Origin of the sequence: Streptomyces sp. NPDC087859 (assembly GCF_044742595.1) — a bacterium.
GTDB lineage: Bacteria > Actinomycetota > Actinomycetes > Streptomycetales > Streptomycetaceae > Streptomyces > Streptomyces canus_F.
In genome coordinates, this window is record NZ_JBIUUU010000001.1 from 68,266 (window position 1) to 83,108 (window position 14,843).

Below are 14,843 nucleotides of genomic sequence, written 5' to 3' on the forward strand. Positions count from 1 at the left end.
CCCACGGTCCTACCCCTGCTCCCCCACGTCAAGGACGATCACCCGTCCGGACGGAACCGCCTTCGGGAGCGCCCCACCAGGAGAAAGTAGGTGTAGCTTGCATTATTTAGCTGCCCTAACTTACTATGTGCATATACCAACCATCTCCTCGCCGGAATTGGAGAAACCATGGACGCCTTCGACGCGGGAGCGGGCAGCCTCCTGCGACAGCCCAAGGCGGTCTGGGCCACGGCCGGTGCCTCCGTCGTCGCCTTCATGGGCATCGGACTGGTCGACCCGATCCTGCCGTCCATCGCCCAGGGCCTCGACGCCACCGCCAGCCAGGTCTCCCTGCTCTTCACCTCGTACTTCCTCATCACCGCCGTCGCGATGCTGGTCACCGGCTTCGTCTCCAGCCGCATCGGCGGGCGCAAGACCCTGCTGCTCGGCCTCGCGTTCGTGGTCGTCTTCGCCGGCCTCGCGGGCACCTCGAACTCGGTCGCCGAACTCGTGGGCTTCCGCGCGGGCTGGGGCCTCGGCAACGCCCTCTTCGTCTCGACGGCCCTCGCCGTCATCGTCGGCGCGGCGGCGGGCGGCAGCGCCGCGGCGATCCTGCTGTACGAGTCGGCGCTCGGCCTGGGCATGGCGTGCGGCCCGCTGCTGGGCGCGCTGCTCGGCGACGCCAACTGGCGCTACCCGTTCTTCGGCACGGCCTTCCTGATGGCGGTCGGCTTCCTGTGCATCACGGTGTTCCTGAAGGAGCAGCCCAGGCCGGCCCGCAAGACCTCACTGCTCGACCCCCTCAAGGCACTGGGTCACGGCGGTCTCGCCTCCGCCGCCGCCTCGGCGTTCTTCTACAACTACACGTTCTTCACCGTGCTGGCCTTCACGCCGTTCGTGCTGAACATGACCCCGTACAAGTCGGGTGCCGTGTTCTTCGCCTGGGGTGTGCTGCTCGCCGTGTTCTCGGTGCTCGTGGCACCGCGTCTGCAGCGGCGGTTCGGTTCCCTGAAGGTGCTCGGCGGCTCGCTCGTCCTGCTCGCCGTCGACGTACTCGCCCTCGGCTACGGCAGTCACACCGTCGCGATCGTCTGCACGATCCTCTCCGGCGCGTTCATCGGCGTGAACAACACCGTCTACACGGAACTGGCGCTCGGCGTGTCGGACGCGCCGCGCCCGGTGGCGAGCGCCGGCTACAACTTCGTGCGCTGGTTCGCGGCCGCCGCCGCGCCCTACTTCGCGCCGAAGATCGAGGAGTGGAGCGACATCCACATGCCGTTCGTGGTGGCGGCGGTGACCGCCGTCCTGGGCGCGCTCGTGGTCGTCGTACGACGGAACGCGCTCACTCATGAAGCGGAAGAACTGGAGTCGAAGCACGCCACAGAGGACAGCGTGGCCGTCTTCGTCAACTGACGCTTTTCAGCCACCGGTTGGTGACGTCAGTCACTCCAGCGGGACGGACTTCCGGGACGGATCCCGGAGGTCCGTCCCGTTCGTCAGCCAGCGCTCCTGAAGGGCCTGAGCACCGTGGACGCGCTTCCAGGCGGCCTCGTTCGGGGTCATGGGCAGCAGCGGAAGGAACTGGACCGGGTCCATGGGCTCGTCGAGCTCCAGGTCCTCGACCAGACCGCCGGGTTCGGCCACCAGGACCGAGGTGAACGGGGCGCCGGGCCACAGGGGTTCACCGACGTCGAGGGAGGCGCCGGGGGCCACGATCACACCCTCGACCTGCGGGGACGCGGCGAGTACGGCGAGCGGGCGGAGCACCTTGTCGGTGTCGGCGAGTCCGGCGCGGACCGAGAGGACCAGCTCGGCGCGCGGTCCCTTGACCGGGTCGGCGAGCACCGCGGTGGGGTCGCCCATCGGTTGCGCCGACATGCCGAGCGTGGCGTAGCGGACGATGTCGCCCTCCTGGAAACGCAGCACCTCGACGCGATCCGTGCCGAGGAAGGTGACCGCGGCGCGCGCGTCCGGTTCGCCCAGCGCCGTACGCAACCGGGCCTCGACCAAGGGAAGAACATCAGCCATGCCGCGAGCATAGAACTCGTCAGTACCGGGCAAAGCAGCGCCTTGACTATTCGGTCGGCTGATACTCTTTGCCGGTGGTTCGGGGCAGCACGCAGAAGCGTCGCTATCGAGTCCCGACGCCGTGAGACTCCCCCTACGGGGAATGGATCGTCCCTTACGAGGGACCGACCGGAGGAGGTGGGGCTGTCATGGATCGAAGTCGACCTGGTAGTACCACTCGCTCTTCCGGCCACTGATGTAGCTGATCCGCCCTCGGCCGATCGCCGCCTCTCACGCTCGCGTCTTCATCGTCGGAAGAGCACTTCGTCTCGTTTTGCCTGATCTGTTTGATCTGTATCAGCAGCGAAACCCGCTACCGCAATGGTGCGGTGCTCCCCGCTTTGTGGACGTGCCAAACATCCGCAGTCAGGACGTCCTCATTCCGGGCAGTTCCATCCGTTGAAGCGGCTTTTCGTTGCCTGTCGCGAAGGAGCCCGCCATGTCGATGATCCGCGACCTGCGTGCCGTGGTCCGACCCTCCCGCGTCTCGCTGCGCAAGAGCAGCAGCACCGACTACGACACCACGCGAGACCCCGGGACGCCCTCGGCCGTCGTCGACTGCGCCGTCTACCGCGACGGGGCCCGCGTCCAGATGCCCACGGCCCTGACCCCGCACGAGGCGATGCGTCAGGTGCGCCGCGACGGGGGCTTCGTGTGGATCGGTCTGCACGAGCCGACCGAGGCCGAATTCTCCGGTATCGCAAGCGAGTTCGGGCTGCACCCGCTGGCCGTGGAGGACGCGGTGCAGGCACACCAGCGGCCCAAGCTGGAGCGCTACGACGACTCCCTCTTCACCGTCTTCAAGACCATCCACTACGTCGAGCACGACGAACTCACCGCCAACAGCGAGATCGTCGAGACCGGCGAGGTCATGTGCTTCACCGGACGGGACTTCTTCATCACCGTCCGGCACGGCGGACAGGGTTCGCTGCGGGCGCTGCGCCACCGCCTCCAGGACGACCCCGAGCTGCTCGCCAAAGGCCCTTCGGCGGTGCTGCACGCGATCGCCGACCATGTCGTCGACGGGTACATCGCGGTCGCCGACGCGGTGCAGGACGACATCGACGAGGTCGAGACAGAGGTGTTCTCGCCGGGGCGCAAGGGCTCGCCGCGCGGCACGGACGCCGGCCGGATCTACCAACTCAAGCGTGAGGTCCTGGAGTTCAAGCGGGCCGTCTCGCCGCTCCTGCGCCCCATGCAGCTGCTGAGCGAGCGGCCGATGCGGCTCATCGACCCCGACATCCAGAAGTACTTCCGGGACGTCGCCGACCACCTCGCCCGGGTCCAGGAGCAGGTCATCGGCTTCGACGAGCTGCTCAACTCGATCCTCCAGGCCAACCTCGCGCAGGCGTCCGTCGCACAGAACGAGGACATGCGGAAGATCACCTCGTGGGCGGCCATCATCGCCGTACCGACGATGGTGTGCGGCGTGTACGGCATGAACTTCGAGCACATGCCCGAGCTGCACTGGCGCTACGGCTACCCCGTGATCATGATGATCACCGGTGTCATCTGCCTCGGCATCCACCGCACGCTGAAGCGCAACGGCTGGCTGTGACCCGGTCCCGGTGACCCCGCCTGGATAGGCTGGGCGCATGACAAGCGAGCTGCTCGACCAGGCCCTCGTCGAGGAGGCCACGAAGAAGTCCGGCCTCGTCTGGGTCAGGGGCCCCGAGGGTCCGGCCCGGGCGCTCTGGCACGTGTGGCACGAGGGTGCGATGTGTCTGGTCGGCGACGGGCCGGGCGAGCAGCCGCTGCCGGGGCTCATTGACGGGACCGAGGCCGAGGTGACCGTCCGCAGCAAGGACAAGGGCGGACGGCTGGTGGCCTGGACGGCGAAGGTCGTCGAGCTGTCCGCCGGGTCCGAGGCCTGGGACGCGGCCGTCGCCGAGCTCAAGGGCAAGCGGCTCAACGCGCCCGACGGGGAGGCGATGACGGGGCGCTGGGCGCGCGAGTGCCGGGTGCTGCGGCTCGAACCGACCGGCTCGACGCTGCCGTTGCCCGACGGGGATCTGGCCGAGGCGCCGGTTCCCACGACGGCCACGACCCGGCAGCCGATCCCCGCGGGGCTTCCCAGGCTGCTGCTGAAGCGGCGCAGGCGGAAGTAGTCAGGACGTCGGCAGCTGCTTGCCGTAGTCCACCGTCTCGTCCTTCTCCGGCTCCTTCAGGCTGAAGGGCTTGCCCCAGCCCGAGAAAGTCAGCGTGCCCGCGCCGCCCGCGCGTTCCAGGCGGAGCGGATACGGCTCGCCCTCCAGGGAGACGTCCAGCTTGCCGCCGGAGCCGTCACCGCCGGTGATGCGGATGGTGCGGGTGCCGGACTGCTCGTGGTGGCCGTCGGTGGACAGCTCGCCGTGCAGGGTCAGCAGGCCCTCCAGGAGGACGTCCTTGTCGGTGAAGCCGCTGAACTTCTTGTACGAGGGGTCTCCCTGCGGCACTTTCACGAACTTGTCGTCGAGCTTGTCGGCGGCGGCGGTGTCCGTGCCGGAGTCGCCCTTGCCGTCCTGCTGACCCCAGAAGTCCGCGTCGGCCTTGAGATAGAGCTGCTCGCCGATCCGTAGCAGCCCGAAGGTCGCGCCCTCGGAGGTGACCGAGCCCGAGGCGCCGTCGGACTTGAGACGCATGTCGAGTTTGTAAGTGCGCCCGCTGGTGACCACGTTCCCTGAGAGACGCACCGTGTCGGCGGACTCGGCGGCCGCCTGGGTCTTCGTCTGGATCTGAGCGGCCGGCAGCTTGCCGACCCCGTTGGTGCCCGCGTCGGGGTCGTCACCACCGCACCCGGTCAGGCCCGTTCCCGTCACGACCAGGGCGCACATCGCGCCCAGCAGTCCGGTCCGGCGGGTGCGGCCCTGGGGAATCGCAGTCACAGGTGGGGCTGCCTTTCTGACGAGGGTCCATCGGAGGCGTACCGCAGAGTACCGGGGCCCCGAGGGCCCGACGGAGCCAGTCCGTCCGGACCGCCCCACCAGGGCGTACCGCATCGGGACGGGCTAGCCTGAAGCCCGTCCCAGCGGGCAATCGGCGTGAAAAGGAGGCGCAGGCATGGCAGGGGGTGTCCCCAGGATCTTCGTCTCGCACCTCGCCGGAGTCGCCGTCTTCGATCCGAACGGCGACCAGGTGGGCCGGGTGCGCGACCTGGTCGTCATGCTGCGCGTCGGACGCAGACCGCCGCGAGTGCTCGGTCTCGTCGTCGAACTGTCGACCCGGCGCCGCATCTTCCTGCCCATGACCCGCGTGACCAGCATCGAGTCCGGCCAGGTCATCACCACCGGGGTGCTCAACGTCCGCCGCTTCGAGCAGCGGCCCACCGAGCGCCTGGTCTTCGGCGAGCTCCTGGACCGGCGCGTGACGCTCGTCGAGGCCAAGGAAGAGGTCACCGTCCTCGACGTGTCCGTGCAGCAGCTGCCGGCCCGCCGGGACTGGGAGATCGACCGCGTCTTCGTACGCAAGGGCGGCAAGGGCGGCGCGTTCCGCCGCAAGGGCGAGACGCTGACCGTCGAGTGGTCCGCCGTCACCGGCTTCTCCCTGGAGGAGCACGGACAGGGCGCCGAGAGCCTCCTCGCCACCTTCGAGCAGCTCCGCCCCGCCGACCTGGCGAACGTCCTGCACCACCTCTCCCCCAAGCGCCGCGCGGAGGTCGCCGCGGCCCTCGACGACGACCGCCTGGCCGACGTACTCGAAGAGCTCCCGGAGGACGACCAGATCGAGATCCTCGGCAAGCTCAAGGAGGAGCGGGCCGCGGACGTCCTGGAGGCCATGGACCCGGACGACGCGGCCGACCTGCTCTCCGAGCTCCCCGAGGAGGACCAGGAGCGGCTGCTGAGCCTGATGGAGCCCGCCGACGCGGCCGACATGCGGCGCCTGATGTCGTACGAGGAGCACACGGCCGGCGGTCTGATGACGACCGAGCCGATCGTGCTGCGGCCCGACGCCACCGTCGCCGACGCCCTCGCCCGGGTCCGCAACGCCGACCTGTCGCCGGCCCTCGCCGCCCAGGTCTACGTCTGCCGCCCGCCCGACGAGACGCCGACCGGCAAGTACCTCGGCACGGTCCACTTCCAGCGCCTGCTGCGGGACCCGCCGTACACCCTGGTCAGCGCGATCATCGACGACGACCTCCAGCCCCTGGACCCGGACGCCGCGCTGCCGGTCGTCGCCGGGTTCTTCGCGACGTACGACATGGTGGCGGCGCCCGTCGTGGACGACTCCGGGTCACTGCTGGGCGCGGTGACCGTGGACGACGTCCTGGACCACATGCTGCCGGAGGACTGGCGGGAGACCGAGTTCCACCTCGACGAGGACGAGGTGACTCCGCATGGCTCCTGAGCGTGAGACGGGCCGCGAGCGCACCCCCGCGGGCGCCACCGCCACCACGCGCCCGCGTGCCCGTCTGGACCAGCCCCGGCCGCCCCGGCGGCGCCTGCTGCCCGAGTGGGACCCGGAGGCCTTCGGACGGCTCTCCGAGCGCATCGCGCGGTTCCTCGGCACCGGGCGGTTCATCGTCTGGATGACGATCGTCATCATCGTGTGGGTGCTGTGGAACATCTTCGCGCCGGGCGACCTGAAGTTCGACAACTACCCCTTCATCTTCCTGACCCTGATGCTGTCGCTCCAGGCCTCCTACGCGGCCCCTCTGATCCTGCTCGCGCAGAACCGGCAGGACGATCGAGACCGGGTCAATCTGGAGCAGGACCGCAAGCAGAACGAGCGCTCGATCGCCGACACCGAGTATCTGACCCGCGAGATCGCCGCCCTGCGGATCGGCCTCGGGGAGGTCGCCACCCGGGACTGGATCCGCTCCGAGCTGCAGGACCTGATGAAGGAACTGGAGGAGCGAGGGGACGGCCACGGCGTATTCCCGGCAGAACGGTCGCCCGGACGTGACGTAGAAGACCGCTGACGGGCATCCCGGGGTCACGCCACCGAGCCGTACCATCGTCCTTATGGCTAGCGAAGACGCGGTGCGCGAGGCACTGGCGACGGTGAACGACCCCGAGATCAACCGACCCATCACCGAACTGGGAATGGTCAAGTCGGTGGACATCGGCGCGGACGGAGCGGTCGCGGTCGCCGTCTACCTGACGGTCTCCGGCTGCCCGATGCGCGAGACGATCACCCAGCGTGTGACCGACGCGGTCTCGGCGGTCGAGGGCGTCACCGGTGTCGAGGTCACGCTCGACGTCATGAGCGACGAGCAGCGCAAGGAGTTGGCGACGGCCCTGCGCGGAGGCCAGACCGAGCGCGAGGTCCCCTTCGCCAAGCCGGGCTCGCTCACGCGCGTGTACGCGGTCGCCTCCGGCAAGGGCGGCGTCGGCAAGTCCTCGGTGACGGTGAACCTGGCGGCGGCGCTGGCCGCGGACGGTCTGAAGGTGGGCGTCGTGGACGCCGACATCTACGGCCACTCCGTGCCCCGCATGCTGGGCGCCGACGGGCGTCCGACCCAGGTCGAGAACATGATCATGCCGCCGTCGGCGCACGGTGTGAAGGTCATCTCCATCGGCATGTTCACCCCGGGCAACGCCCCGGTGGTGTGGCGCGGCCCGATGCTGCACAGGGCTCTTCAGCAGTTCCTCGCGGACGTGTACTGGGGTGACCTCGACGTCCTCCTCCTCGACCTTCCGCCGGGCACGGGCGACATCGCGATCTCCGTGGCCCAGCTGGTCCCGAACGCCGAGATCCTGGTCGTGACGACCCCGCAGCAGGCTGCCGCCGAGGTGGCCGAGCGGGCGGGTGCCATCGCCGTCCAGACCCACCAGAAGATCGTCGGCGTGGTCGAGAACATGTCCGGCATGCCCTGCCCGCACTGCGACGAGATGGTCGACATCTTCGGCACGGGCGGCGGCCAGATGGTCGCCGACGGTCTCACGAAGACGACCGGCGCGACGGTCCCGGTCCTCGGCTCCATCCCGATCGACGTCCGCCTGCGCGAGGGCGGCGACGACGGCAAGCCGGTCGTCCTGAGCGACCCGGACTCCCCGGCGGGCGCGGCGCTGCGGGCGATCGCGGGGAAGCTGGGCGGACGCCAGCGCGGCCTCGCGGGACTGTCCCTGGGGATCACCCCGCGGAACAAGTTCTAGATCCTGCTACGACGAGGGGGCGCCGACTCACGGAGTCGGCGCCCCCTCGTCGTAGGACCGGCTATGCGTAGGCCGAGATGTCCTTGATCATGGCGAAGCCGAGCCCGTACGCGCTCATGCCTCTCCCGTACGCCCCCACGTGCACGCCCTCCGGCGTGGACCCGGCGAGGACCCAGCCGAACTCGGACTCGCGGTAGTGGAAGGACGTCGGCACCCCGTCCACGGGGAGCGACAGGGTCGACCAGTCCGAACCGTCGAGGTCGTCGGCCAGGGCCCACGCCGTCTCCGTCTGCTGGTCCAGCCAGTCGTCGCGCAGCGAGTGGTCCATCGAGCCGGGCCAGGTGAAGGACAGCAGCCCGACCCCCGCGAGCCACGCCGCCGAGGAGACCGACGTCGCCTCGAGAAGCCCCGTGCCGTCGGCGCTCCTGCGGGACGGATTCGCCGCGACGGTCACCACCACCGCGAACTTCTCCTTGTCCTCCGACGCCTCGTTCCGTACGGAGGGCTCGTCACCGTGCCCGATCGAACCGTGCTCGACGGCACCGTCCGCCGCCGTCCCGACCTGCATCAGCCAGCGCGGACCCGTGAAAGCCTCGTCGAGGCCGTACCACGGGAAGGGCGCCAGCAGGTAGCCGTCGACCGTGCGCCGGGCGGAGGGGACCTGCTGTCCGCCCTCCGCCGGGGCCTGTGCGACCGCCTGACTCGTCGTCTCCATGTGCCCGGACGCCTCCTCGTTCCTCGTCGGTCCGGAACGGCCCACCCCCCTTCGGGCGACTCGTCCGGTCCGCACAACAACTCGGCAGCATAGCCACCCCACCGGGACCAGCAGCGAAAGCGCCCGGCGCGTGGGGCGTCCGGGCGTCGGGTTCAGGCCGCACGGAGGCACGGCGGGATATGAAACGCGTCACGTACGACGGAGCCGCACGTCACTGACGTGCGGCTGAGGAGCATGGGTACGACTGCGGGTGTACGACGTTCAGGTGGCGTCCGCGTCGAAGACCGGGCGGTCGTCCTTGCCGTCGTCGGGCTTCTTGGTCATGTCGATCCGGCCGCCTGACGACGACCCGGAGGAGGACGAGGACGACTCCGACTCACGGCCGTGCACCGCGTCGGTGACCTCGGCCATCTCCTTCTTGATGTCGAAGCCGTTGCGGATCTCCTTGAGCCCCAGCTCGTCGTTGTCCATCTGCTTGCGGATGAACGTCTTGGGGTTCAGGTCCTCGAACTCGAAGTCCTTGAACTCGGGACCGAGTTCCGAGCGGATGTCCTGCTTGGCGCTCTCCGAGAACTCCCGGATCTTCCGGACGGTCCGCATGACGTCCTGGATGACCTTCGGGAGCTTGTCCGGACCGAAGACGAGCACGGCGAGGACAACGAGCGTCACCAGCTCGAGCGGTCCTATGTCATTGAACACCTGAAGCTCCTTGCGATGTCCGGGCCGGGTCCACGGTACCCGGCGATCCGGTACGACCGGTACTGTCCCGAGGCCTCCGAGTGCGCGGGCATGAGCGGTTTTGAGGGTTGTTTGCCTTGTGGGACCGGGTTTGCGGGCGCGCCTGTGAGGTTTCTGTTGATCGGGGGCGCTCAATCGCCGTCCGAGGATCCCAGCACCAGGGAGATGGTCAGCTCCTCACCGCCGCGTTCCACGGTGAGCTCCAGCCGGTCGCCCGGGCGGTGGGCGCGGGTCTTGACGATCAGCTCCTCGCCGGAGTGGATGCGCTGGCCGTCGACCTCGGTGATGACGTCGCCCGACTTGATGCCGGCCTTGTCCCCGGCGCCACCGGCGATGACCGCGGGCCCTCCGCCGTTGCCCTTCGTACCGACGCGGGCGCCGTCGCCCGAGTAGTCCATGTCGAGGGTGACGCCGATGACCGGGTGGGTCGCCTTGCCGGTGTTGATCAGCTCTTCGGCGACGCGCTTGCCCTGGTTGATGGGGATGGCGAAGCCGAGGCCGATGGAGCCGGACTGGGCGCCGCCGGAGTCGGAGCCGTCGTCGGCGGAGCGGATCGCGGAGTTGATGCCGATGACCCGGGCCTTGGAGTCGAGGAGGGGGCCGCCGGAGTTGCCGGGGTTGATGGGTGCGTCGGTCTGCAGGGCGTCGACGTACGACACGTCGCTGCCGTCGCCGCTCTCGCCGCCGGCCGTGATGGGCCGCTCCTTGGCGCTGATGATCCCGGAGGTGACGGTGCCCTCCAGGTCGTAGGGGGCGCCGATGGCGACGACCGGGTCGCCGACCTGGACGCTGTCGGAGTTGCCGAGGGTCATGGGCTGGAGTCCGCTGACACCGGTGACCTTCACGACGGCGAGGTCGTAGCCGCTGTCCCGCCCGACGACGGTGGCCTTGGCGGTGTCGCCGCTGTGGAAGGTGACGGATATGTCGCCGCCGGCTCCGGCGGGCTCGACGACGTGGTTGTTGGTGAGGATGTGGCCGCGGTCGTCGAGCACGAACCCGGTGCCGGTGCCCTGCTCCTCCGCGCCGCTCACATGGAGGGTCACCACGCTGGGCAGCGCCCGTGCGGCGATCCCCGCCACGCTGTCCGGCGCCCGCCCTGCGGGCTCGGCGTCGGCCTGCGGCAGCTCCACGTCCCCGACGCCGCCATTGCGCTCCAGATAGGCCCCTACGGCCCCGCCGACGCCCCCGGACACGAGCGCGAGCAGCACGGCACCGACGATCAGGACCCTCCTGGCACGCTTACGGCGCCCGTCCTTGGTGGGGACGGCGGCGCCGTTCTGCTGGAGGGAGGTGGGGAGGGGGACGGGGGCCCAGGGGTCGTAGTTCCGCCAGGGGTTGGCGGGGGATGGGGTGGGCGGGGTCTCGGCGTAGGGCGCCGGAGGGGGTGCGTCCGCGTAGGAAGGGGTGCCGGGGGCCGGCGCGGGGGTGCCGTGCGCCTGTGGGGGCGTCGGTATCGCCGTGCCGTGGGACGGGGTGTTCGCCGGGTGCTGTACGGGCGGGGCCGGGGCCCAGGGGCCGGGCTCGCCGTACGGTGGCGTGCTGTACGGGTCGGGGTCGTGCAGGGGCTTGGGAGCGGGGTCTGCCGTGGCTTCCTCCACCGCCGGGGCGGTGTGCGAGAGGGGCAGGCTCAGCTCGAAGTCACCGTCGTCCTGGGTCCCTGCGGGAGCCCGGTCCTCGGGTCCGGGCTCAGGCCCTGGTTCAGGTTCAGGTCCAGGTCCAGGTCCGGGCTCAGGCTCGGGCACGGACGGACCGTCCTCGCGCACGGCATCCCGCGGCGACCTCAGCGCGAAGTCGCCCTCGGCATCGGCCGTGCCGGCCACCTGCTGAGGCTGCCTCAGCTCATAGTCACCGTCGGCGGTGGGACCCGGCACCGGAGGTGTCCCCTCGGTCCCCACGCTGTACTCGCCCGGCGCGGCCGGAGCCCCCTCCGCCTGGTCCGCAGGGCCCTGCGGACGCGGTCGGCTCCACCACTTCGCCTTCGTGGGCTTCCCCTCGTTCATGCTCTCCCCACACCGGGGCCTGGCCGGCACGTCGGCCCCGCTCACCTGCGCCTGTCAGGCACGCTGCCGCCATCACGGCCTGATCTGCCGGACAGGCGCGGGCACGGCTCTCCCTGGATTCAACCAGGTTCGGGTGCCGACGCGCAGAGGCCGGGTCAGTGGGCGGTGCCGGAGGGGGAGGGGGTCGCGTGGGGGACGGGTGCGGCGAGCAGGCCCCGCGGGGTGAGGTCCGCGGACGTGGACCAGGAGGTCAGGGTGAGCGGCGGGGTCGTGCCGAGCGGACGTATCAACGGGGACATGGCGGCCGCGCCGGCCACCACGGGTGCGGTCAGCGTGGCCTCGTGCGCCTGGGTGCCGGGAACCAGCGGCGCGGACACCTCGGTCGGGGCGACCGGGGCGTCGATCCGGGACTGGTCCTGGGCGAACAGCGGACCCACCGCGCGGCGGCGCTGGCTGTCGGGTGTCGCGGCGCCCGTGCCGCCCTGTGTGCGGGCCGGGGTGACATTGCTGCCGCCCGAGCCGCCACGGGCGTCCGTGTCGGTCGGCGCGACCGTGGTGACGCCGCCCAGCGCGATCGCGGCCAGCGACACCGCCCCGCCCACGACGAACGCGAACCGCATACCGCGCGACGCCGATCTGTCGGCCTCGTGCCGGCTGACGTCATGGATGCGGAAACCGCCGCCGGAGGGGTTGAGCGCGGAGGCGTGCGGCGTCGCGGGGACATAGTCGAACGCGAAACGCTCGCCGCGCTTCACGCCGAAGACTCCGGCGCTGCCGGGCCGTCCGGAGAAGCCGTCGGTGAATCCTCCCCCGAACGGCGAGCCGCCGTCCGAGTCACCTCCTCCGGGCAGCCCCTGGAGGCGGGCCAGGAAGCTCTCGGAGGGAGGCGGGGGCGCGGCCTCCGCGAAGACGTTCTTCAGTCGGCGCTGGGCGTCGGCCTCGGCCTTGCACCTGGCGCAGGTGGCCAGGTGAGCGAGGACGCGCTCGCGCGTCTCATGACCGAGCTCGCCATCGACCAGCGCGGCGAGTCGGTCTCCCAGGTGCTGCTCAGCAAACCGCCCTTCGGCGGGATTGGGCCGTGATCCACTCACGCGGTCGCGCCCCCTCCCCCCAGAGCGGCGACGCGGGGCACGAAGGAGCGACGCTCGGCCCGCGCCTCCGGCGAGCGGTGCGCGAGTGCCTTGCGCAGCTGGGAACGGCCACGGTGGATCCGCGAGCGGACCGTGCCGAGCTTGACGCCCAGGGTCGCGGCGATCTCCTCGTAGGACAGTCCTTCGATGTCGCACAGGACGACCGCGGCGCGGAACTCGGGCGCGAGGGTGTCGAGAGCCTGCTGGACGTCCGCGTCGAAGTGCGCGTCGTTGAAGACCTGCTGCGGCGACGGCTCACGGCTGGGCAGGCGCTCCGCCGCGTCCTCGCCGAGGGCGTCGAAGCGGATGCGCTGCTTGCGCCGGACCATGTCCAGGAACAGGTTGGTGGTGATGCGGTGGAGCCAGCCCTCGAAGGTGCCGGGCGTGTAGGTCGACAAGGAGCGGAAGACGCGGACGAAGACCTCCTGAGTGAGGTCCTCGGCGTCGTGCTGGTTGCCCGTCAGGCGGTAGGCGAGCCGGTAGACCCGGCCGCTGTGCGTGCTGACGATCTCCTCCCACGTCGGAGGAGTCCAGGCCTGCCCGTCCGCGTCGGTGGAGAAGGTCGCGGTGGCGTAGTCGCCGTGGCTGTGGTCAGCAGCGGTGTCGTTCACGGATTTCGGCCTACCCGCCGATCCGAGGAAGCGCCGCAGCACTCCTCCCCGATCCAAAGGCGCGGCCGCACCTCCCCTGTCGGCTCTGGTGGTGTCCAGTGGAGCCCCTACCATAGCCACCTCGCCCGTTAGCTCCGGATAAGCGGTTTTACGAGAATTTGATCTGGGCTGATACCGCTCGTGCGGCTGCGTCACCGCCCGCTCGGGCCCGTGCTCGGCATCGTGATCCAACTGTGTCCCCCCGGGTGCGTCTCCACCCCTCTAAACGCCCGGTCCCATCTGCGGGTTCCCGGGCCCAACGGATACAGTCACGCCCAGGCAACCACGGGGACAGGAGAGGGTCATTACCGCCAACCGGCAGACGAGCTGGGCGTTCGCCGACGCCTACGTCGCCGAGGACGAAGTGCTGCGCTGGGCCCGTGACCGGGCCCGTGAAGCGGGCCTGCGCTCGGTGTCGCCCGGCGCGGGCGCAGCGCTGCGGCTGCTGGCGGCCTCCGTCGACGCGAAGGCGGTCGCCGAGATCGGCACCGGCACCGGTGTCTCCGGTATCCATCTGCTGCACGGCATGCGGCCGGACGGCGTGCTCACCACGGTCGACCCCGAGCCGGAGCACCAGCAGTTCGCCCGGCAGGCCTTCCGCGCCTCCGGGTTCGCCAGCAACCGGGCCCGCTTCATCCCGGGCCGCGCCCTGGACGTCCTGCCCCGCCTCACCGACGCCGGCTACGACCTCGTCTTCTGCGACGGCGACCGGCTGGAGGTCATGGACTACCTCGCTGAATCGTTGCGCCTGCTGCGGCCGGGGGGCCTGGTCATCTTCGAGGGTGTCTTCGCGCACGGCCGGACGATGGACTCGGGTCCGCAGCCCACCGAGGTACTGCGGCTGCGCGAACTGCTGCGCGCGGTGCGGGAGAGCCAGGAGCTGGTGCCGTCGCTGCTGCCGGTGGGCGACGGGCTGCTCTGCGCGGTCAAGCGCTGACCCCTGCACCACTCTGACCTGGGTAAACACCTGCCCCGACACCGATGACGGTGCCGGGGCAGCTGAAGGGGTATGGTCGCTTCCGCGTCAGCCGACGACCTTCTTGAGGGCGTCACCGAGCGCGTCGGCCTCATCAGGGGTCAGCTCGACGACGAGCCGACCGCCGCCTTCGAGCGGAACGCGCATGACAATGCCCCGCCCCTCCTTTGTCACCTCGAGCGGGCCATCGCCCGTCCGCGGCTTCATGGCCGCCATGCTCGTTCCCCTTCCTGAAACCAGCTCATCGTCAAAGCCGACGGCCCTGGGAGGGCACGCGTGTCGTGCGTGAGCACGCGACACCGGCATCGAACACATTGCTTCCAGGCCATTATCCCGCATCTCAGGACCCGATGACCAACATCAGTCGGCATCGCTTGGGCAACGCGCGCGAGCAAAACCACTCAATTCGGCGATGTGACTGCGATACTGCGCGGCCGCACACGTATCCGGCGCCCTCTTTCGGTCGCACATTCTTTGACGCAGGTCACACGTCCGTTCCGGTCGTTCGACGGTG

The 14,843-nt window shown here is 70.1% G+C and carries 15 protein-coding genes; 7 read left to right on the forward strand and 8 right to left on the reverse strand.

The genetic code is table 11. From position 1 onward, the window contains the following. Positions 1-168: 168 nt before the first annotated feature. The gene (locus ACIOHP_RS00300; protein ID WP_361542595.1) at positions 169-1,392 is read left to right on the forward strand and encodes an MFS transporter; all 1,224 of its coding nucleotides are present in this window, start codon (positions 169-171) and stop codon (positions 1,390-1,392) included. A 30-nt stretch (positions 1,393-1,422) separates the two neighbouring features. On the opposite strand, the gene ACIOHP_RS00305 is transcribed toward ACIOHP_RS00300, so the two are convergent. Next, positions 1,423-2,007 (reverse strand): suppressor of fused domain protein, encoded by a 585-nt coding sequence (locus ACIOHP_RS00305; RefSeq protein WP_361479876.1) that lies wholly within the window; start codon positions 2,005-2,007, stop codon positions 1,423-1,425. A 478-nt stretch (positions 2,008-2,485) separates the two neighbouring features. Here ACIOHP_RS00305 and ACIOHP_RS00310 point away from each other — a divergent pair, with 478 nt between their 5' ends. Both ACIOHP_RS00310 and ACIOHP_RS00315 read left to right on the forward strand, forming a co-directional pair. Then, positions 2,486-3,604 (forward strand): magnesium and cobalt transport protein CorA, encoded by a 1,119-nt coding sequence (locus ACIOHP_RS00310; RefSeq protein WP_361542601.1) that lies wholly within the window; start codon positions 2,486-2,488, stop codon positions 3,602-3,604. Positions 3,605-3,641: 37 nt separating this feature from the next. Beyond that, positions 3,642-4,154: a hypothetical protein gene (locus ACIOHP_RS00315; RefSeq protein ID WP_401881894.1), complete on the forward strand. Its 513-nt coding sequence runs from the start codon at positions 3,642-3,644 to the stop codon at positions 4,152-4,154. On the opposite strand, the gene ACIOHP_RS00320 is transcribed toward ACIOHP_RS00315, so the two are convergent. Beyond that, a complete protein-coding gene (locus ACIOHP_RS00320) occupies positions 4,155-4,910 on the reverse strand; it encodes a hypothetical protein (RefSeq protein WP_361542607.1) in 756 nt (251 codons plus the stop codon). A gap of 175 nt (positions 4,911-5,085) precedes the next feature. On the opposite strand from ACIOHP_RS00320, the gene ACIOHP_RS00325 reads away from it, so the two are divergent. The 3 genes from ACIOHP_RS00325 to ACIOHP_RS00335 are packed head-to-tail and all read left to right on the forward strand — an operon-like array spanning position 5,086 to position 8,120. Continuing rightward, positions 5,086-6,369: a magnesium transporter MgtE N-terminal domain-containing protein gene (locus ACIOHP_RS00325; RefSeq protein ID WP_307026206.1), complete on the forward strand. Its 1,284-nt coding sequence runs from the start codon at positions 5,086-5,088 to the stop codon at positions 6,367-6,369. Further along, positions 6,359-6,943: a DUF1003 domain-containing protein gene (locus tag ACIOHP_RS00330; protein WP_401881898.1), complete on the forward strand. Its 585-nt coding sequence runs from the start codon at positions 6,359-6,361 to the stop codon at positions 6,941-6,943. Before ACIOHP_RS00325 ends, ACIOHP_RS00330 begins: the two co-directional genes overlap by 11 nt. 43 nt (positions 6,944-6,986) lie before the next feature. Beyond that, complete coding sequence (locus tag ACIOHP_RS00335; protein WP_361542614.1) at positions 6,987-8,120, forward strand: Mrp/NBP35 family ATP-binding protein; 1,134 nt, start codon at positions 6,987-6,989, stop codon at positions 8,118-8,120. A 61-nt stretch (positions 8,121-8,181) separates the two neighbouring features. On the opposite strand, the gene ACIOHP_RS00340 is transcribed toward ACIOHP_RS00335, so the two are convergent. From ACIOHP_RS00340 to sigE, 5 genes are all read right to left on the reverse strand, one after another. Further along, on the reverse strand, positions 8,182-8,835 hold the full coding sequence (locus tag ACIOHP_RS00340; protein ID WP_361479896.1) for a hypothetical protein: 654 nt from the start codon (positions 8,833-8,835) through the stop codon (positions 8,182-8,184). A 261-nt stretch (positions 8,836-9,096) separates the two neighbouring features. Continuing rightward, positions 9,097-9,534: a sec-independent translocase gene (locus tag ACIOHP_RS00345; RefSeq protein WP_361542617.1), complete on the reverse strand. Its 438-nt coding sequence runs from the start codon at positions 9,532-9,534 to the stop codon at positions 9,097-9,099. A gap of 170 nt (positions 9,535-9,704) precedes the next feature. Continuing rightward, a complete protein-coding gene (locus ACIOHP_RS00350; RefSeq protein WP_401881902.1) occupies positions 9,705-11,573 on the reverse strand; it encodes a trypsin-like peptidase domain-containing protein in 1,869 nt (622 codons plus the stop codon). 155 nt (positions 11,574-11,728) lie between these two features. Then, positions 11,729-12,664, reverse strand: a complete 936-nt coding sequence (locus ACIOHP_RS00355; protein WP_401881905.1) for an anti-sigma factor family protein — start codon at positions 12,662-12,664, stop codon at positions 11,729-11,731. Then, complete coding sequence (gene sigE / locus ACIOHP_RS00360) at positions 12,661-13,356, reverse strand: RNA polymerase sigma factor SigE (RefSeq protein ID WP_046260588.1); 696 nt, start codon at positions 13,354-13,356, stop codon at positions 12,661-12,663. The genes ACIOHP_RS00355 and sigE overlap by 4 nt, the downstream gene beginning before the upstream one ends. Before the next feature lie 301 nt (positions 13,357-13,657). Here sigE and ACIOHP_RS00365 point away from each other — a divergent pair, with 301 nt between their 5' ends. Beyond that, positions 13,658-14,290, forward strand: coding sequence for an O-methyltransferase (locus tag ACIOHP_RS00365; RefSeq protein WP_361481321.1), 633 nt, complete (start codon positions 13,658-13,660; stop codon positions 14,288-14,290). Between the two features lie 87 nt (positions 14,291-14,377). On the opposite strand, the gene ACIOHP_RS00370 is transcribed toward ACIOHP_RS00365, so the two are convergent. Further along, on the reverse strand, positions 14,378-14,545 hold the full coding sequence (locus ACIOHP_RS00370; protein ID WP_003966491.1) for a DUF3117 domain-containing protein: 168 nt from the start codon (positions 14,543-14,545) through the stop codon (positions 14,378-14,380). Between the last annotated feature and the right edge of the window lie 298 nt (positions 14,546-14,843).

Coding starts and splice junctions, on each gene's coding strand:
- ACIOHP_RS00300 (WP_361542595.1), top strand. CDS start 169: ATGGACGCCTTCGACGCGGGAGCGGGCAGCCTCCTGCGACAGCCCAAG.
- ACIOHP_RS00305 (WP_361479876.1), bottom strand. CDS start 2,007: ATGGCTGATGTTCTTCCCTTGGTCGAGGCCCGGTTGCGTACGGCGCTG.
- ACIOHP_RS00310 (WP_361542601.1), top strand. CDS start 2,486: ATGTCGATGATCCGCGACCTGCGTGCCGTGGTCCGACCCTCCCGCGTC.
- ACIOHP_RS00315 (WP_401881894.1), top strand. CDS start 3,642: ATGACAAGCGAGCTGCTCGACCAGGCCCTCGTCGAGGAGGCCACGAAG.
- ACIOHP_RS00325 (WP_307026206.1), top strand. CDS start 5,086: ATGGCAGGGGGTGTCCCCAGGATCTTCGTCTCGCACCTCGCCGGAGTC.
- ACIOHP_RS00330 (WP_401881898.1), top strand. CDS start 6,359: ATGGCTCCTGAGCGTGAGACGGGCCGCGAGCGCACCCCCGCGGGCGCC.
- ACIOHP_RS00335 (WP_361542614.1), top strand. CDS start 6,987: ATGGCTAGCGAAGACGCGGTGCGCGAGGCACTGGCGACGGTGAACGAC.
- ACIOHP_RS00340 (WP_361479896.1), bottom strand. CDS start 8,835: ATGGAGACGACGAGTCAGGCGGTCGCACAGGCCCCGGCGGAGGGCGGA.
- ACIOHP_RS00350 (WP_401881902.1), bottom strand. CDS start 11,573: ATGAACGAGGGGAAGCCCACGAAGGCGAAGTGGTGGAGCCGACCGCGT.
- ACIOHP_RS00370 (WP_003966491.1), bottom strand. CDS start 14,545: ATGGCGGCCATGAAGCCGCGGACGGGCGATGGCCCGCTCGAGGTGACA.